Here is a 15,917-nt window from a genome sequence, read left to right on the forward strand (position 1 = left end):
TGACCCCCGGGGCGAATCCACTGCACTTCTGACCCTTCTGAGGCTCGAATCGGCCGCCAGAAGGGTCCGAAGTGCAGTGGATTCCTCGGGTGTGGGTGTGGGTGTGGGGCGGGAAGGGCGGGCCGCGGGCCGTCCACTCCTGCACAGGCGCCGCCGACCGCTCCGGACTCCACACCTTTCCCCCGTCCACGGGCAATCGGGGCCGTCCTCCCGAAGGATCCCTGCCATGCGCACCCCTGGAGAGTTCCCCGTCCACCTCCGCGACGCCCCCTTCACCCGTGCCGCCGCCCTGGCCGCCGGCCTCTCCGGCTCGCGCCTGCGCAGCCGCGACGTGACCCGGGTCGGCCACGGCGTCTACCGGTGGACCGGCACGCCAGGCCCGACGACGACGCCGACGTCCGCTCCACCGGCACCCGCCACCCCGTCCGACGAGGCGCGGAGGGCGAGGGAGGAGCGGCAGGCGGCGGCCCGGCGTCGTGAGGTGGACCGGCTGCACGCGGTGCTCGCCCGGCACCCGGACGTCGTGGTCACGGGGGCGTCGGCGGCGCGGCTGTGGGGGCTGCCGCTGCCCTCCTGGGCGGAGGCGTCCACCGAGCTCACGGTGCTGCGCGGGGACGGCCTCCGGGCCTGCCCCGACGCCGGCGTGCGCACCCGGCTCGCGGACCTCACCCGGGTCCGGCTCCATCCGGAGCCGCTGCACGGCCTGCCGGTGACCTCGTACGCGGACACCTGGTTCCACCTGGCGGACGACCTGCCGGTGGACCTGCTCGTCGCGGTGGGGGACCGGCTCGTCCGGTCACGTCCCCGGCGGGGCGAGGCCGCCCTCGCCGACCGTGCCGTGCTCGTCGAGTGCCTGCAGCGCCAGCGGGGGCGCCGCGGCGTCGTGAGGGCCCGTGCCGCCCATGACCTCGTGCGCGACGGCGCCGACTCGCCCCAGGAGACCGCGCTCAGGCTGGCCCTGCTGGACGCCGGTCTGCCGGAGCCGGAGCTGCAGGTCGAGCTGTGGGACCCGGCCTACTCCGCCCGGCACCCGGCCACCGCGGATCTCGGGTACCGCCGGTGGCGGATCGCGGTGCAGTACGAGGGCGCCGGCCATGACGACCCCGTGCAGGTCGCCCGGGACACGCAGCGGGACGCCGTGTTCCAGCGGGCGGGCTGGCTGGTCGTGCGGGTCTCGAACTCGGACCGCAGGGCGGGCTTCGCCGGGACGATCGCGCTGATCCGGCAGGCGATCGCCGCGCGCCGTCTCTTCGAGGCGGCCACCCCCGGGAATCCACTGCACTTCTGACCCTTCTCAGGCGTGGATCGAGTGTCAGAAGGGTCAGAAGTGCAGTCGATTCGTGTTGGGGTGGGCGCGGGCGTGGTGTGGGTGTGGGGGTGGGTGTGGGTGCGGGGTGGGGTCAGAAGCGCACGAGTCCGGCGCGGTGGGCGATCAGCACGGCGTGCACGCGGTCCCGCGCGGCGAGCTTGGCCAGCACACGGCCCACGTGCGTCTTCACGGTGGCCTCGGACAGCACGAGGTCCGCCGCGATCTCCGGGTTCGACGCGCCGGAGGCCATGGCGGTGAGCACCTCTCGTTCGCGCGGGGTCAGGGAGGCCACCGCGGCCACCTCCCGCTCGCACTCGGCCTCCCGCGCGGCGTCCTGCCGCAGCCGCGGCGCCATGTGGGCCATGAGCCGCCGCGTGGTGGACGGGGCGATCACCGCGTCGCCCCGGTGCACCGTGCGGATGGCCGCGAGCAGTTCCTCCGGCGGCGCGTCCTTGAGCAGGAACCCGGAGGCTCCCGCCTCGATCGCGTCCATCACGTGCTCGTCCAGGTCGAACGTGGTCAGCACCACCACCCGTGGGGCGTCCGAGCGGCGCAGCAGGGCGCGGGTCGCCTCGATCCCGTCCATCCCGGGCATCCGCACGTCCATCAGCACGACGTCGGCGCCCGCCACCGCCACGGAGGCCGCCGCCTCCCGGCCGTCCGAGGCCTGGGCCACCACCTCCAGGTCCGGCTGGGAGTCGATCAGCATGGCCAGGCCGGAGCGGATCAGCGCCTGGTCGTCCACGAGGGCCACATGGATGGGGGCGGCGCCCGTGCTCGGCGTCTCGGTCATGGGGTGCCCCTCAGATCTCGGTGTAGGGAAGATGCGCGTGCACACGGTAACCGGCCCCGACGCGCGGGCCGGTCTCCACCGTGCCGCCGAACAGCGCCACCCGCTCGGCGATGCCGCGCAGACCCTGGCCCGAGCCCGCGGTGGCGGGATCGGCCGCGGCGCCCCGGCTGTCGTCGTCGACCTGCACGTCCAGGCCGTGCGGCGTCCAGGCGAGGCTGACGAAGGAGCGGGCGTCCGGGCTGGCGTGCCGCAGCGTGTTGGTGAGCGCCTCCTGCACCACGCGGTATGCCGTGAGCCCGCCGCCGGGCAGGGCGCGGCGCGGGCTGCCCTGCTCCAGGAGGGACACCTCCAGCCCGGACAGGCGCATGGTCGCCAGCAGGTCCGGCACGTCCGCGAGGCCCGGCGGGGCGCGGTGGGCGTCCCGGGAGGCGGGGTCGCGGCGGCCGCGGTCGGCGCCGGCGTCGGCGGGCCCGCGGAGTACGCCGAGCAGCTGGCGCATGTCCGCGAGCGCCGCCCGCCCGGTCTGCCCGATGGTCTCGAGCGTGGCCACGGCCAGCTCCGGCTTGGCCGCGGCGGCGTAGCGGGCGCCGTCGGACTGGCTGATGATCACCTGCAGGGAGTGGGCCACGATGTCGTGCATCTCGCGGGCGATGTGGCTGCGCTCGTCCGCGGCGGCGAGCTCCCGCTCCTGGAGGGCCTGGGTCTCGAGGCGCCGGGTGCGGTCCTCGAGGGCCTGCACGGCCAGGCGCCGGTTGCGGACCACGTCCCCGAACGCCCACGCGGTGAGGACGGTGAGCCCGCAGCCGACGGTCATGACCACCATGCCGGCGGGGTCCGCGGGGGAGCGGATCATGAGGCCGTCCGGGGTGGTGAACGCGGGCGGGAACAGCCAGACCTTCATCCCGTTGGCGGCGCCGCCGGCCAGGCCGGCCAGCAGCCCCGCGATCGACGCGCGGCGCGGGGCGAGCGCGGCCAGGTTGTAGACGGTGAGCGGCACCATCACCAGGGCGGCGCTGAACTCCGGGCCGAAGGCCAGGTGGACCAGGGCCGCCAGCACGGTCACCCCGGCCGAGGCCATGGGCCAGCGCCGGCGCGCCGCCCACGGCAGGGTCAGGCCGAAGCCGGTGAGCACGGCCACGAGGGCGCGGGTGCCCTCCGGGCTGGGGCTCGGGACGTAGCCGAGGACGAACCACGGCACCACCACGAGGACCAGGGCGAGCACCGCCGCCGTGATCGCGTCCGCGCGCACGGGATGACGGCGCAGCAGGTGGTCGACGCGGCGCAGGGGGTTCACGCGCTCAGCCTAGGTGTGATGTCCAGGGAGGTTATTGAGCCTGGTGACAGGCGCGGCGCCGATCGCGGAGTGGACGCGATGATGATTGTAGAAGTGCAGCCATCCAGGCAACGCGGCCCTGCGCTGCGTCTCTGAGCTGTAGAACCGGGCGTAGGCCCACCCGTCAGCGAGCGTGCGATGGAACCGCTCAATCTTCCCGTTCGTCTGCGGCCGGTAGGGCCGAGTCCGCTTGGGCTTGATCCCGAGCTCGGTGCAGGCATCACGCCAGGCATGCGAGCGGTAGGCCGAGCCGTTGTCCGTCAGCACCCGCTCCACCTCCACGCCCAGGCGCGCGAAGTGGGCGACCGCGCGGCGCAACACCGCGATGGCCGTCTGGCTGCGTTCATCGGAGTGCATCTCCACATAGGCGAAGCGGGAGTGATCATCGATCACGGTGTGCAGAAAGCCCACCCCGAGCCGGGGCTGGTATCGGGCATCACGGGTTCCTTCGCGGTCCGAGGTCGCCGCGCGGTGCTTCAGGCCCTGCTGGCGCCCGACGAATCGGTGTCCGCCCCCGTCGGGGATGCGCCCAAACTTGGTGACGTCGACGTGGATCAGCGAGCCGGGGTGGGGGTGCTCGTAGCGGCGGATCGGCTCGCCGGTGACCCGGTCCAGACGGGCGAGGCGGTTGATCCGGCAGCGCACGAGCACGGCATGGACGGTGGAGGCCGGCATCCTGAGTTCTCCGGCGATCTGTGCCGGCCCGAGGCGTCGGCGCCATCGGGCGGCCACGATCTGTTTCACCACCGCCGGCGGTGTTCTGGTCGGCATCGTGGACGGCCGGCTGGACCGGTCTGCCATCCCTGCAGGTCCCTCGGCCCGGAAGCGTGTGGCCCATTTGCGTGCGGTGGGTGGGGAGACCATGAACATCTTGGCCGCGGTGGCGACCGGCCAGTGCTCCTCGACGATGAGCTTGGCCAGGCGTAGGCGGGCGCGAGGGGTCAGGGCGGCGTTAGCGTGGGACATGAAGGCCTTCTGTTCGCGTGAGCGGTTTCTCGACAACTCCACTCTCGCAACAGGAGGCCTTCGCCTGTCAGCTGTTCACGCAACAACGTCCCTGGACATCACACCTAGGAGGACGTCGGGCGGGGGCGCGTCCGACCGCGGGATGACCTCCGATGCGTCCGGTCACTCCCCGGGGGTCAGCGCGGCGAGGACCACCGCCGCGTCCCGCTCCGCGATCCGGTGCGCGCCGGTGCCGGCCCACAGGTGCACGTGCTCGAGGTCACCCCGCTCGGCGGCGACCCGGCGCAGCGGCCCGGTGAGGGCGTTGACCTCGGGATAGGCGGCGGGGGCGTCGGCGAACTCGTCCATGAACGGGGTCACCAGGGACCGGGCCCAGCGCCCCGTGAAGGCGCGGGTCACGGCGGTGGCGGCGCCGCCGTCGTCGGGGTGGGCGAACGCCGCCCCGGCCACGGTCTGGCGCAGGGCCGTGCGGTGCGCCGCGGACGTGCCGGCCTCCGGGGTGAGCAGGAACGCCGTGCCCGCGGAGACGGCCGTGGCGCCGGCCGCCAGGAGGCGGCCGACCTGGCCCGCGTCCGTCACCCCGCCCGCGGCGACGAGCGGCACGGGGGTGTCACGCAGCGCCTGGCGGACCTCGGACAGCAGCGTGCGCAGGTCCGTGATGCCCGGTCGCGCGGCCGGGTCCAGCGTGCCCCGGTGGCCGCCCGCCTTCGGGCCCTGCACCACCAGGAACACCGCCCCGTGCCCGACGCCGGCGCGCGCCTCCTCGGCGCTCGTCACCGTGACGCCGGCCGGGATCCCGGCCGCGGCCAGGCGGTCGAACACGGCGGGCGCGGGCAGGCCGAACGTGAAGGAGACCGCGGGCCAGGCCTGCTCCTCGGCGGCGGCCAGGAAGGCCGCGAACTGCTCCCGCTCCCGGGCCGGGTCCGGGGTGACGGCCGCCGCGTCCGGCAGCGGGGCGTCCAGGTCCCGGGCCAGCGCAGTCAGGCGCTCGCGGTGGGCGGCGACGGCCTCGGCCCGCGCGGCGAGGGCGCCGGGGGTGCGAGCGGCGTCGGGGATCGCGGTGTTCACCGCGTCCGGGACGAACAGGTTGACCCCGAACCGGGCGGCGGGGGAGGGCGTGCGTGCGCCGTCGTCGGCCAGGAGGGCGCGGAGTCGGTCCACCTGCGCCCGCACCTGATCCGGGGTGCGCATGCCGCCGGCCAGGAAGCCGCCGCCGCCGGCGCGCAGCACCGCGGCCACGAGCCCCGGGGTGGACGGGCCGCCGGCCATGGGGGCCACGAGCACGGGCACGGGCGGGGCGAGGACGGCGTCGAGGGCGTCCGGCAGCGGAGCGAGGCGGGAGGTGGGCGCGGTCATGCGGCCAGCCTAGAGCGGTCCCCCGTGAGGTCTCGGGCGGGTGACCTGCGACGGAGGGAGGACAATCGGGGGGCGACCCCCCCGCCCGACCCCCGCCCGCCGCGAAAGGCCCCTCCCGCCGTGACCGTCCTCCTGGCCCTCGCGCCGATCCTCGTGACCCTGGCGCTACTGCTCACGCGGCTGCCGTCGTGGGCGGCCCCGGCCGCGGGCACCGCGACGGCGGTCCTGGTGGGCTTCTCCGCGTTCGGCACGGCCCCGGCGCACCTGGGCTCCGCCCTGGTCGGCGGCGCGCCCACGCTCCTGGAGGTGGTGGCGATCATCGCCGGCGGCATCACGCTCTCCCGGATCATGGAGCGCTCCGGAGCGAACGGGCGCCTGGGGGAGTGGCTCTCCGCGGGTGCCGGGCCCACGCTGGCCACGGCGCTGCTGATGGTCCACGGGGTGGTGCCGTTCCTGGAGGCGGTCACGGGCTTCGGGGTATCCCTGATCATCGGGGTGCCGCTGCTGGTGGGGCTCGGCTTCACGCCGTTCCGGGCCGCGGTGATCAGCCTGTGCGGCCTGGCGATCGCCCCGTGGGGCTCCATGGCGCCCGGCACCCTGCTCGGCGCGCGCCTGACGGGCCTGGGCTTCCAGGAGATCGGCGTGGCCGCCGCGCTCTGGAACGTGGTCCCCACCGTGGCCGGGGCCGTGCTCACCGCGGTGCTGGTGCTGCGCGGCCGCGGCCGGCACGGCTCCGCGCTGGTCCGGGGCACCGCCGTGGCGGTGGGCTCGGCCGTCCTGCAGTCCGGCCTGATCCTGGCGGCCAACCTCGCCCTCGGCACGGCCCCGGCCGGGGCCGTCGGCACCGCCGCGATGATCCTGCTCTGGCTCCTCGTGATCCGCCGGGGCCAGCTCACCCCCGGCCCGGGCCGGGACGTGGTGCCGTACGCGCTGCTGGTGGCCGGCGTCGTCGCGGGCACCCTGGCGGCCGCCGCCGTGCCGGCCCTGGACCTGCTCGGCTCCCCCGCGGTGTGGTCCCTGGCCGCGTGCGCGATCGCCGTCCCCCTGCTGCGCCTGCCCCCTGCGGACCGGCGTGCCGTGCCCGGGGAGGCCGCTGTGCTGTGGTGGCGCACCGCGGTGCCCACCGCCCTCTACCTGGCGTTCGGGCTGGTGCTCACCGCCGGCGGGATGTCCGGGGCGCTCGCGGACGCCCTGGGCGGCATGGGCGCGGCGTACCTGTTCCTCGCCTCGTTCGTGGGCGGGGCGGGCGGCTTCATCACGGCGTCCAACACGGGCTCCATGGCGATGTTCGGCGCCCTCCAGCTGGACACGGCCCACGCCCTGGGCGTGTCCCCGGTGCTGCTCAACGGGCTGCACAACTCCGCCACGGGCTGGGGGATCGTCACCGGCCCGGTGCGCATCCAGGTGGCCTCGGCCCTCGCCGCGCCGCTGCAGCGTCCGGGCATGCCCGGGCTCACCGCGAGCCCCCGGAACCTGGCGGCTGTGATGCTCCCGGCCGTGGTGCTGCCGCTGGCCCTCATGGGTGCTATCGCCGCGGCCGTCCTGCCCCGGGTGGGCTGAGCGGGGCGCCGCCCCGCCTCACGCCCGACGACGGCGGCGCACCGCCCGCTCCACGCCCGCCACGACGGCGGTGCCTGCGGCCGAGGACACCACGGCCAGGGCAACCCGCCAGAACGGGTCGAGGTCCGTCCACGTGCGTAGGGCCAGGAGGGCGGCCACGGTGAGCACGAACGGGGCGAACGCGGCGATCGGGAGGTGCTCCTTCTCGGCGGCGGCCGCGCACGTGCACTCCGGCGCGTCGCTCAGGGTCCGGCCGACCCCGTGGGCGCGGTCCGCGCGGCCTGCGGGAGAGGCGGTCTGGGAGGAGGCGATCGTGGTCATGACGGGGTCCTGTCCGTGGAGGGTTCCGGGCCGCCGGACGGCGGGCCGGTCCGGGGCGGGCGGTGCACGCAGGTGCGGTGCGCCGTCGTCGGCGTGTCCCGTCCGGATGCCCCCAGCCTTCCGCGCGGCCCCGGTCGCGGGCAGGGCCGTGGGGATGATCCGGGGGCGCCGCGGGTCGGGTCCTCCGCCCGACCCGCGGCGGAGCCCGGACCCCGCCTTTCGGCGGAGCCGCCCGCCGCACGGCGGTGGCTAGGGTGGGCCCATGATCCGAGTCCTCGTCGCCGACGACCAGCAGCTGATGCGCACCGCCCTGGAGCACTTCGTGGCCACCACGGAGGACCTGGAGGTCGCGGGCTCCGCGGCCGACGGCGAGGAGGCGGTGGCCGTGGCCCGCCAGGTGCGTCCCGACGTCGTGCTCATGGACATGCAGATGCCCCGCCTGGACGGGGTGGGCGCCACGGCGCGGATCACGGCGGAGCTGCCGGACACGCGAGTGCTGGCGATCACCACGTTCTCCTCCGAGCAGTACCTCGTGCCCGCGCTGCAGGCGGGCGCGTCGGGCTATCTGGTGAAGGACGCGCCGCCGTCGGAGGTCACCGAGGCCGTCCGCCGGGTGCACGCCGGCGACGTCGTGTTCTCGCCCCAGGTGGCCCGCGACCTGATCGCCGCCGCCACCGCCGCGGACGCCCGCCGCCCCGAGCAGGGCCCGGAGGAGGCCCTGGCGGCCCACGAGCGCCTCACCGAGCGCGAGCTGGACGTGGTCCGGGAGCTCGCCCACGGCTCCTCCAACGCGGAGATCGCCGCGGCGCTGTTCGTGGCCGAGGCCACCGTCAAGACGCACATGGGCAAGGTCATGGAGAAGTGGCAGGTCCGGGACCGCGTGCAGGTGCTCATCAAGGCCGCCCGCCACGGGCTGGTGGAGATCGGCGCGTGAGCACGGCGGCCCCCACGACGACGGCGCAGCCCGCCCCCCGGGGGCGCCTCGCCGGCGACGAGGGCCTGCTGCGCCTGCTGCGCACCGACCCCGTCTCCCGGCACACCCGGATCGTGCTGTGGGGGCTGGCAGGGCTGGCCGTGGTGTCCGAGGTGGTGCTCTTCGTGCTCGAGCCCACGCTTCTCGAATGGACCCTCGCGGAGCCCGCCGTGCAGGCCGAGATCGACGCCGGGCTCGCCCCGCCGGAGATGAACCCCCGGGAGGGGCTCGGACTGGCGGTGCGGATCGGCATCGCGGCGTTCGGCGTCCTCGCCACGCTGCTGTTCGCCTGGCAGCCCTCGATCGCCGCCGTCGTGGTGCTCGGGGCCAGCGCCGTGCTCCTGGGCGGGCTCGTGGGCCCGGACAGCCAGCAGCTCACGCCCACCTCCCTGGCGGCGCTGTGGGTCCTCGGCGGGGCGATGGTGGTCCGCTACTCGCACCGCGGATTCGTGTGGCTGGCGCTCGCGGCGGCCATGGCCGTCACCGTGGCGGGGGAGCTGCTGGCCGGCCCGCCCACGGAGGGGATGCCCGACCCGCACGGTGTCCACGCCGTGACACTCGTCCTCGCCGTCCTCGCCGCGGTGCCCGCCTACCTCGTGCGCCGCGCTCGGCACCGCGCCCGGGACCGAGTGACCGCCTTCGCCGCGCAGGAGGAGCGCGTGCGCCAGGCCGCCGAGCAGGAGCGGCAACGGATCGCGGTGGAGCTGCACGACGTCGTCGCGCACGGGCTGACCGTGATCTCCATGCAGGCCGCCATGCTGCCCACCCTCACGGACGCGGACCGCCGCCGCGGGGCGGAGGAGGCGATCGAGACGGCGGCCCGGCAGTCGCTGGTGGACCTGCGGCGCATGCTCACCGCACTGCGGGGCACCTCCCGCAACGAGGACACCCAGGACCCCGACGCCGTCGCCGACCTCCCCGGGCGGCTCGCCGAGCTGCAGGCCCGCCTGCGCGGCGCCGGCTACGCGGTCGACGGCGAGTTCGCGGGCCTGGACCTGCTGCCGGAGTCGATGCGGCTGACCGTGCTGCGGATCGCGCAGGAGGCCACCACCAATGTGCTCAAGCACGGCCCCGGGACCGGGCGGGTGTGCCTGTGCACCCGCGTGGACGAGGACGCCCGCGTCACGGTGCGCGTGGAGAGCCCGCTGGCCCCGCCCCGGCCCGAGCCCGAGCGGGGCCCGGGCGGGCGCGGGACGGGGGCGGGGCCGCGGCGCGCGTTCCCGTCCTCCGGGTTCGGGCTGGCGGGGATGGCCGAGCGCGTCAGCCTGTTCGGCGGGACCATCACCGCCGGCGCCCGGGACGGGCGCTGGGTGGTGGACGCCGTCCTGCCGACCCGCTGACCGGCGTCGGGGAGCAGCAGGTCAGCGGGCCAACGCCACCGTGACCTCGCCGCCGGGCTCGAGCGTGTGCTCCTGCCCGGCGATCACCATGGGCACGGGGTGCCACATGCCCTCGCCGGCCGTGACCGTCACGTCCGTCTGGGTCATGTGGATCACCACGGGCTGCTGGTGGTAGCGGATCACGAAGCGGGCGCCGGGCAGCTGACGGGGCAGGCGCGGGTCCAGGCGGACGACGTCGTCGCGCGTCTCCAGGCCCGAGTAGCAGCGGATGACGGTGTCCACGGTGCCGGCCATGAGGCCCAGGTGGATGCCCTCACGGGTGGTGCCGCCCTGCGTGTCGGACAGGTCCGACTCGAGCGCCTCCGTGAAGAGGTCCCACGAGCGGTCCGGGTCCGTGCGGGCCGCCACCCACGCGTGCACCAGGCGGGAGAGCGTGGAGCCGTGGGTGGAGCGGGCCTCGTAGTACTCCACGGTGCGCTCGAGGGCCTCCTGCGGCAGCGAGTAGCCCATCCGGCCCAGGATCTCCTCGAGCTCCGGCCCGGAGAACAGGTAGGGGAGCATGAGGGTGTCCGCCTGCTTGGAGAGCTTGTACCGGTTGGTGGCGTCGCCCTCGGACTGCAGGATCAGGTCCATGCGGCCGATGTTCCCGTACTTGGCGCGGTAGCCCTCCCAGTCGAACTCGATCAGGTCCTGGTAGCCCTCGAACTGCGCGAGGATGCCCTTCTCCGGACCCTCCTCGAAGAACGGCACGGTGAGCTTGGCGCTGATGTCCTCCCAGCGCTCGATCTCCTCCTGGTGGACCTCCATGACCTCCGGCAGACCGTCGTCCAGGGTGTCCAGCCAGCGCAGCAGGCGGGCGGTCTCGGACAGAACCCAGGACGTCAGCACGTTGGTGTACGCGTTGTTGCGCAGGCCCGAGCCGGGGGTCTGCGGGTAGCCGTCGTGGAACTCGTCCGGGCCCATGACGCCGTGGATCTCGTAGCGGCCGGTGTCCTGGTTGAACAGGGTCATGGACGCGAAGAACCGGGAGATCTCCACGAGCATCTCCGCGGCGTAGTCGGAGATGAAGCTCGCGTCCTTGGCGATCTCGATGTACCGCAGCACCGAGTAGGCGATGTCCAGGGAGACGTGACGCTGGTTGTGGGAGTTGTCGGGCATCCACATGCGCGAGCGCGGGTTCCACAGCTCGGTGGGGGTCTCCTCGCGGCCGTCCGAGCCGGACTGCCACGGGTACATGGCGCCGGCCCAGCCCTCGGCCTGCGCGTTGGCGCGGGCCTCGTTGAGGCGGCGGTAGCGGTACATCAGCAGGCCGCGGGTGATCTCCGGTCGGCGCAGCGTGAGCATGGGGTAGACGAAGATCTCGTCCCAGAAGATGTGGCCGCGGTAGCCCTCGCCGTGCAGGCCACGGGCGCCCACGGAGGCGTCCAGGTCGCGACGACGGCCGTACGCCGTCTGCAGCACGTGGAACGTGTGCAGGTTCAGCGCCAGCTGCTGGCGCAGGGACGCCCCGTCCTTGCCCACGGACACCGCGGAGCCCACCGAGGCCGAGCGCCCGGCGTCGAACGCGGGGGCCACGTACTCCTCGCCCGGGGCGAACGCGGCGCTGGAGCGACGCTGGTTCCGATGCTGCTCGGCCAGGTCGATCCGCACGCTGAACCGGTCCCAGTTCATCCCCCAGCGCTGCTCGTGCAGCGTGAGCAGGTTGCGGAAGTTCCGCGAGCGCTGGACGGCCTTGACGGCCGACTCCCACACGGACGCGTTGGCGTGGTCGTGCGTGGTGACCACCGCGGCGGTCTTCTCGAGCACGAGCGGCACGCCCTCCTCGATGTGGAGGCGGATGTCCTGGCCCGCGACGAGGGGCGAGTCGTCGACGGGGCGGCGGATGGGCTCGTCGTGGCCCACGGGCGCCACCTGGCGGGTGCGGGTGGCCACGGCCACGTGGATGCGGGACTGGGAGGTCACCGTCTCCAGGAGCACGGTCTCCCCGTCGATCTCGCGGGCCTGGGACGGCTCGAGGTGGTGGTTGGCCAGCGTGCGGTCGTCCGAGACGTTCAGGTTGGCCACGCGGCCCTCGATCATCGACCGCACCGTGAGGTCGCCGGACCAGTTCTCCGCCATCACGGTGAGCTCGATGGCCGCGAGGTGGCGGTTGGCGAGCGACTGGAACTGACGGGTGTGCAGGGAGGTGCGCCGGCCCTGCTCGTCCTCGAACGTCATGGTGCGGGAGAGGACGCCGCGGCGCAGGTCCATCTCCTGCACGAAGTCCACCATGTTCTCGTCGCTCGGCAGCAGCGGGCGGCCGCCGCGGGGGATGACCACCAGGGGCGTCCAGTCCTGGATGTTCACCATGTGCTCGGTGACGACCTCGCGCCCCTGGACCATCGAGGTCAGGCGGTTGAACAGGCCCGCCATGTAGGTGCCCGGGTAGTGCACGTCCGTGATGACCGTGCCGGGGATGGAGCCGCGGGTGCCCCAGTAGCCGTTGGCCATGGTGCACAGCACCTCGCGGGTGCCCTCGGACTCGGGGTCGAAGTGGTCCCAGCGCAGCACCCACGCCGCGTCGAACGGGGCGGTGGTGCGGCGGTGCAGGGCCAGCGTGCCGAAGTCCTCCACCACGATGTGCGCGCCGGCGTCCTTGAGCCGGGCCTTGCCGTGCTCCGGCTCGCGGTTCACGCCGATCACCAGGCCGAACCGGCCGTCCGAGGCGGCCTTCACGCCGGAGACGGCGTCCTCGAGCACCATGGCGTCCGCCACGTCCACGCCGAGCTCGCGGGCGGCCTCCCAGAACATGGCCGGGTCCGGCTTGCCGGGCAGGCCGCGCTCGATCGCGGTGTGCCCGTCCACGATCACGGGGAAGTAGTCCAGGACGCCGCCCGCGGACAGCACGGCCCGGGAGTTCTTCGAGGAGGTCACCAGCGCCACCGGCACGCCCTTGTGGTGCAGCTCCTGCAGCAGCGCGACGGCCTCGGGGAACACGCGCACCCCGTCCCGCTCCAGGACCTTCTCGAAGTGCCCCTGCTTGCGCTCGGCCAGAGCGATCACCGTGAGGTCCGGCTGCTCGGCGGCGCCGTCGTCGTCGACCTCCGGCACGTGCAGCCCGCGCGAGGCGAAGAAGGCGCGCACGCCGTCCTCGCGGGGGCGGCCGTCCACGTGGTGGAGGTAGTCGTCCTTGGCGTCGAAGGGCCGGAGGGCGTCCGGGTCCGCGGCGACGGCGGCGCGGTTGGCCTCCAGCGCGCCCACGGCGGGCAGGGCCTCGTCGAACAGCTCCTTCCACGCCGCCGCGTGCACGCCGGCGGTGTCCGTGATCACCCCGTCCATGTCGAAGATCACCGCGCGGTAGCGGCGCAGGCGGTGGCGGCGGGAGTTCAGGTCCTGCTGCTCGGCGGGGGTGAAGGTCTGGGTCACGGTGCGCCTCTGCTCTCGGGGAGGATCGGGGATGTGCGGGCACGCCAGGGCCCGCCCGGAGACTCCCCGGACGGGCCGACGTTGGTTGAGGCCCAGCCTACGGGGGCGGACCGGACGGCGGGAGGGGGTGACGGGGTCCTGGGGGTGAGTCCCCTCACGGCGCGTCGGGCGGCTCGCGTCGCGTGCCGGGCGGGCCTCGGCGTTGTCAGAGAACTGCCAGGCTGCGTCCGGGGTGTGCCCACATTCGGTTCTTAAGGTGGAACCACCTCATCGACGTGCGAGCGGTGCAGGTGCGAGTGATGACACGGAAGGGGCCCCGGAGCGATCCGGGGCCCCTTCCCTGTGCGCGGGTCTTCGGGGCGGGTCCGCGTCCGACGCAGTCCCCGCCACGCGGACTTGTGCGGTCACGACTCTGAGAACAGTGAGCGTTCCACTAGTGTGTCTCGCATCACATTCTGCACCCCTGCCCCGAACACACTTTCCCCGAATGAGGTCACACGATGAACTCCCTCGTGCTCGCGCTGGTCGGCGTCGCGATGATCGTCGCCGGCTACCTGCTCTACTCACGGTTCCTGGCCAGGAAGGTGTACCGGCTGGACCCGGACTACATCACGCCTGCCCACCGCTATGAGGACGGGGTCGACTTCATCCCCACCAACAAGCTGGTCCTCTGGGGCCACCACTTCACGTCCGTGGCCGGTGCGGCGCCCATCGTGGGCCCGGCGGTGGCCGTGATCTGGGGGTGGGGCCCGGCCTTCCTCTGGGTCACGCTCGGCACCGTCTTCTTCGCCGGCATGCACGACCTCGGGGCCCTGTGGGCCTCGGGTCGCAACAAGGCGCAGTCGATCGGCACGCTCTCGGGCAAGTACATCGGCCGCCACGGCCGCAACCTGTTCCTCGTGGTGATCTTCCTGCTGCTGCTCATGGTGAACGCCGCCTTCGCGGTGGTGATCTCCAACCTGCTGGTCTCCACCCCCACCGCCGTCATCCCCACCTGGGGCGCGATCGTGGTCGCGCTGCTGGTCGGCCAGGCGATCTACCGCCTCAAGTGGAGCCTGCCGCTGGTCTCCGTGGTGGGCGTGGGCGCGCTCTACGGACTCATGCTGCTCGGCGACCGCTTCCCGATCGTCCTGCCGGAGACCATCCTCGGGCTCTCGGCGAACGCCTTCTGGATCGTCGTCCTCTTCGTCTACGCGGGCATCGCCTCCATGCTGCCGGTGTGGATGCTCCTGCAGCCGCGCGACTACATCAACGGCCTGCAGCTGTTCATCGGCCTGGGCATCCTCTACGGCGCCATCCTCATCTCCTCGCCCACCGTGGTGGCCCCGTTCTACAACGAGAACGTCCCGGAGGGCACCCCGGGCATCATTCCGCTGCTGTTCGTGACCATCGCCTGCGGTGCGATCTCCGGCTTCCACGGCATCGTCTCCTCCGGCACCTCCTCGAAGCAGATCGCGAAGGAGACCGACGCCCGGTTCGTCGGCTACTTCGGCGCCGTCGGCGAGGGCCTGCTGTCCCTCGGCACCATCATCGCGGTGACCGCGGGCTTCCGCTCTCTCGCGGATTGGGAGGAGGTCTACTCGGCCTTCGGCCAGGGCGGGGTGCAGGCCTTCGTGACCGCCGGCGGCCAGATCCTCAACACCGGACTGGGCATCCCCACCGGCCTGTCCTCCACGATCCTCGCGACCATGGCCGTGCTCTTCGCCGCGACCACCATGGACACCGGTGTGCGCCTGCAGCGCTTCGTGGTGGCGGAGATCGGCGGGATCCTGGGCTTGAAGCTCGGGACCCTGGTCTCCACGCTGATCGTGCTCGCCGTGACCATGGGCCTGGCGTTCGGCGCCGGCGCGGACGGCTCCGGCGGCATGGTCATCTGGCCCCTGTTCGGCACCACCAACCAGCTGATGGCCGCGCTGACGCTGTCCATCGTGTGCGTCATCCTGCTGCGCCTGCGCCGTCCGGTCCTGCCGGTGCTCCTCCCGCTGGTGTTCGTGGCGTTCATGTCCGTGTACGCACTGTTCGTGCAGCTGGGGCAGTTCTGGAACGCGCAGAACTGGCTGCTCCTGATCCTGGACGTCATCATCCTGGTCAGCGCGCTCTGGGTGCTGGTCACCGCCTTCGGTGCCATGGCCGCCGCCCGCAGGGCCCCGGCCGTCACCCCGGAGGAGGACGAGGCCGTGGACGCCGAGGACGCCTTGGAGCCCTCCGGCGGCCGCCGCGGCTGAACGGCGGAGGAACGCATGGGTGTCGGCGAGCGCCTGAGGGCGCTCTCGGAGGGGCTGAACGCGTTCTACGCCGGCCCCTACCGGGCCACCTTCGCCCGGGCCCGCCGGGACGAGGAGGACCTGTTCATGATGATGGTCTTCTCGGACGCCCTCGGCGTGCCCAATCCCGCCACCTACTACACGGTGGAGCTGCTGCCCGTGGTCTACGAGCGGTTCCACGAGTGGCACCGGCGGATGGGCATGGAGCGCTCCCCGCTGGACACCGTCAGCTGCTGCTGAGCGGGGTCCTGCACCCCGCCCCGCACCCAGCAGAGGACTCGGCGAAGGAGGAGAGGA

12 protein-coding genes are annotated in these 15,917 nt (G+C 73.8%); 6 read left to right on the forward strand and 6 right to left on the reverse strand.

Going from position 1 to position 15,917, the window contains the following annotated elements; translation table 11 throughout:
• Nucleotides 1-226 precede the first annotated feature (226 nt).
• The gene (locus BJ976_RS00130; RefSeq protein ID WP_135030913.1) at nucleotides 227-1,288 is read left to right on the forward strand and encodes a PDDEXK family nuclease; all 1,062 of its coding nucleotides are present in this window, start codon (nucleotides 227-229) and stop codon (nucleotides 1,286-1,288) included.
• A gap of 112 nt (nucleotides 1,289-1,400) precedes the next feature.
• Here BJ976_RS00130 and BJ976_RS00135 read toward each other — a convergent pair whose 3' ends face one another.
• The 4 genes from BJ976_RS00135 to BJ976_RS00150 form a co-directional block, all read right to left on the reverse strand.
• Nucleotides 1,401-2,102: a response regulator gene (locus BJ976_RS00135; RefSeq protein WP_135030914.1), complete on the reverse strand. Its 702-nt coding sequence runs from the start codon at nucleotides 2,100-2,102 to the stop codon at nucleotides 1,401-1,403.
• A gap of 10 nt (nucleotides 2,103-2,112) precedes the next feature.
• Nucleotides 2,113-3,396 (reverse strand): sensor histidine kinase, encoded by a 1,284-nt coding sequence (locus BJ976_RS00140; protein WP_135030915.1) that lies wholly within the window; start codon nucleotides 3,394-3,396, stop codon nucleotides 2,113-2,115.
• 9 nt (nucleotides 3,397-3,405) lie between these two features.
• Nucleotides 3,406-4,401, reverse strand: coding sequence for an IS481 family transposase (locus tag BJ976_RS00145; protein WP_184231790.1), 996 nt, complete (start codon nucleotides 4,399-4,401; stop codon nucleotides 3,406-3,408).
• A 162-nt stretch (nucleotides 4,402-4,563) separates the two neighbouring features.
• Nucleotides 4,564-5,757 carry a nitronate monooxygenase gene (locus BJ976_RS00150; RefSeq protein ID WP_135030902.1) on the reverse strand — a complete coding sequence of 398 codons (1,194 nt, stop codon included), beginning with the start codon at nucleotides 5,755-5,757 and terminating at the stop codon, nucleotides 4,564-4,566.
• A 120-nt stretch (nucleotides 5,758-5,877) separates the two neighbouring features.
• Between BJ976_RS00150 and BJ976_RS00155 the strand changes: the two genes are divergently transcribed.
• Nucleotides 5,878-7,317, forward strand: coding sequence for an L-lactate permease (locus tag BJ976_RS00155; protein ID WP_135030901.1), 1,440 nt, complete (start codon nucleotides 5,878-5,880; stop codon nucleotides 7,315-7,317).
• A gap of 18 nt (nucleotides 7,318-7,335) precedes the next feature.
• Here the strand turns inward: BJ976_RS00155 and BJ976_RS00160 are convergent, their stop codons facing one another.
• The gene (locus BJ976_RS00160) at nucleotides 7,336-7,638 is read right to left on the reverse strand and encodes a hypothetical protein (RefSeq protein WP_135030900.1); all 303 of its coding nucleotides are present in this window, start codon (nucleotides 7,636-7,638) and stop codon (nucleotides 7,336-7,338) included.
• Nucleotides 7,639-7,900: 262 nt separating this feature from the next.
• On the opposite strand from BJ976_RS00160, the gene BJ976_RS00165 reads away from it, so the two are divergent.
• Nucleotides 7,901-8,572, forward strand: a complete 672-nt coding sequence (locus BJ976_RS00165) for a response regulator transcription factor (RefSeq protein WP_135030899.1) — start codon at nucleotides 7,901-7,903, stop codon at nucleotides 8,570-8,572.
• Nucleotides 8,569-9,951 carry a sensor histidine kinase gene (locus BJ976_RS12145; RefSeq protein ID WP_135030898.1) on the forward strand — a complete coding sequence of 461 codons (1,383 nt, stop codon included), beginning with the start codon at nucleotides 8,569-8,571 and terminating at the stop codon, nucleotides 9,949-9,951. The genes BJ976_RS00165 and BJ976_RS12145 overlap by 4 nt, the downstream gene beginning before the upstream one ends.
• 21 nt (nucleotides 9,952-9,972) lie before the next feature.
• Here the strand turns inward: BJ976_RS12145 and BJ976_RS00175 are convergent, their stop codons facing one another.
• Nucleotides 9,973-13,356 carry a beta-phosphoglucomutase family hydrolase gene (locus BJ976_RS00175; protein ID WP_135030897.1) on the reverse strand — a complete coding sequence of 1,128 codons (3,384 nt, stop codon included), beginning with the start codon at nucleotides 13,354-13,356 and terminating at the stop codon, nucleotides 9,973-9,975.
• Between the two features lie 500 nt (nucleotides 13,357-13,856).
• On the opposite strand from BJ976_RS00175, the gene BJ976_RS00180 reads away from it, so the two are divergent.
• Together BJ976_RS00180 and BJ976_RS00185 are read left to right on the forward strand one after the other, a co-directional pair.
• Nucleotides 13,857-15,581, forward strand: coding sequence for a carbon starvation CstA family protein (locus BJ976_RS00180; protein ID WP_135030896.1), 1,725 nt, complete (start codon nucleotides 13,857-13,859; stop codon nucleotides 15,579-15,581).
• A gap of 15 nt (nucleotides 15,582-15,596) precedes the next feature.
• The gene (locus BJ976_RS00185; protein WP_135030895.1) at nucleotides 15,597-15,860 is read left to right on the forward strand and encodes a cory-CC-star protein; all 264 of its coding nucleotides are present in this window, start codon (nucleotides 15,597-15,599) and stop codon (nucleotides 15,858-15,860) included.
• Nucleotides 15,861-15,917: the final 57 nt, after the last annotated feature.

Source organism: Micrococcus flavus (assembly GCF_014204815.1).
In the GTDB taxonomy this organism is placed as follows: Bacteria; Actinomycetota; Actinomycetes; order Actinomycetales; family Micrococcaceae; genus Micrococcus; species Micrococcus flavus.

Excerpts from the sequence above, each read along its gene's own strand:
- BJ976_RS00130 (WP_135030913.1), top strand. The coding sequence starts at position 227 with ATGCGCACCCCTGGAGAGTTCCCCGTCCACCTCCGCGACGCCCCCTTC.
- BJ976_RS00135 (WP_135030914.1), bottom strand. The coding sequence starts at position 2,102 with ATGACCGAGACGCCGAGCACGGGCGCCGCCCCCATCCATGTGGCCCTC.
- BJ976_RS00145 (WP_184231790.1), bottom strand. The coding sequence starts at position 4,401 with ATGTCCCACGCTAACGCCGCCCTGACCCCTCGCGCCCGCCTACGCCTG.
- BJ976_RS00150 (WP_135030902.1), bottom strand. The coding sequence starts at position 5,757 with ATGACCGCGCCCACCTCCCGCCTCGCTCCGCTGCCGGACGCCCTCGAC.
- BJ976_RS00160 (WP_135030900.1), bottom strand. The coding sequence starts at position 7,638 with ATGACCACGATCGCCTCCTCCCAGACCGCCTCTCCCGCAGGCCGCGCG.
- BJ976_RS00165 (WP_135030899.1), top strand. The coding sequence starts at position 7,901 with ATGATCCGAGTCCTCGTCGCCGACGACCAGCAGCTGATGCGCACCGCC.
- BJ976_RS00180 (WP_135030896.1), top strand. The coding sequence starts at position 13,857 with ATGAACTCCCTCGTGCTCGCGCTGGTCGGCGTCGCGATGATCGTCGCC.
- BJ976_RS00185 (WP_135030895.1), top strand. The coding sequence starts at position 15,597 with ATGGGTGTCGGCGAGCGCCTGAGGGCGCTCTCGGAGGGGCTGAACGCG.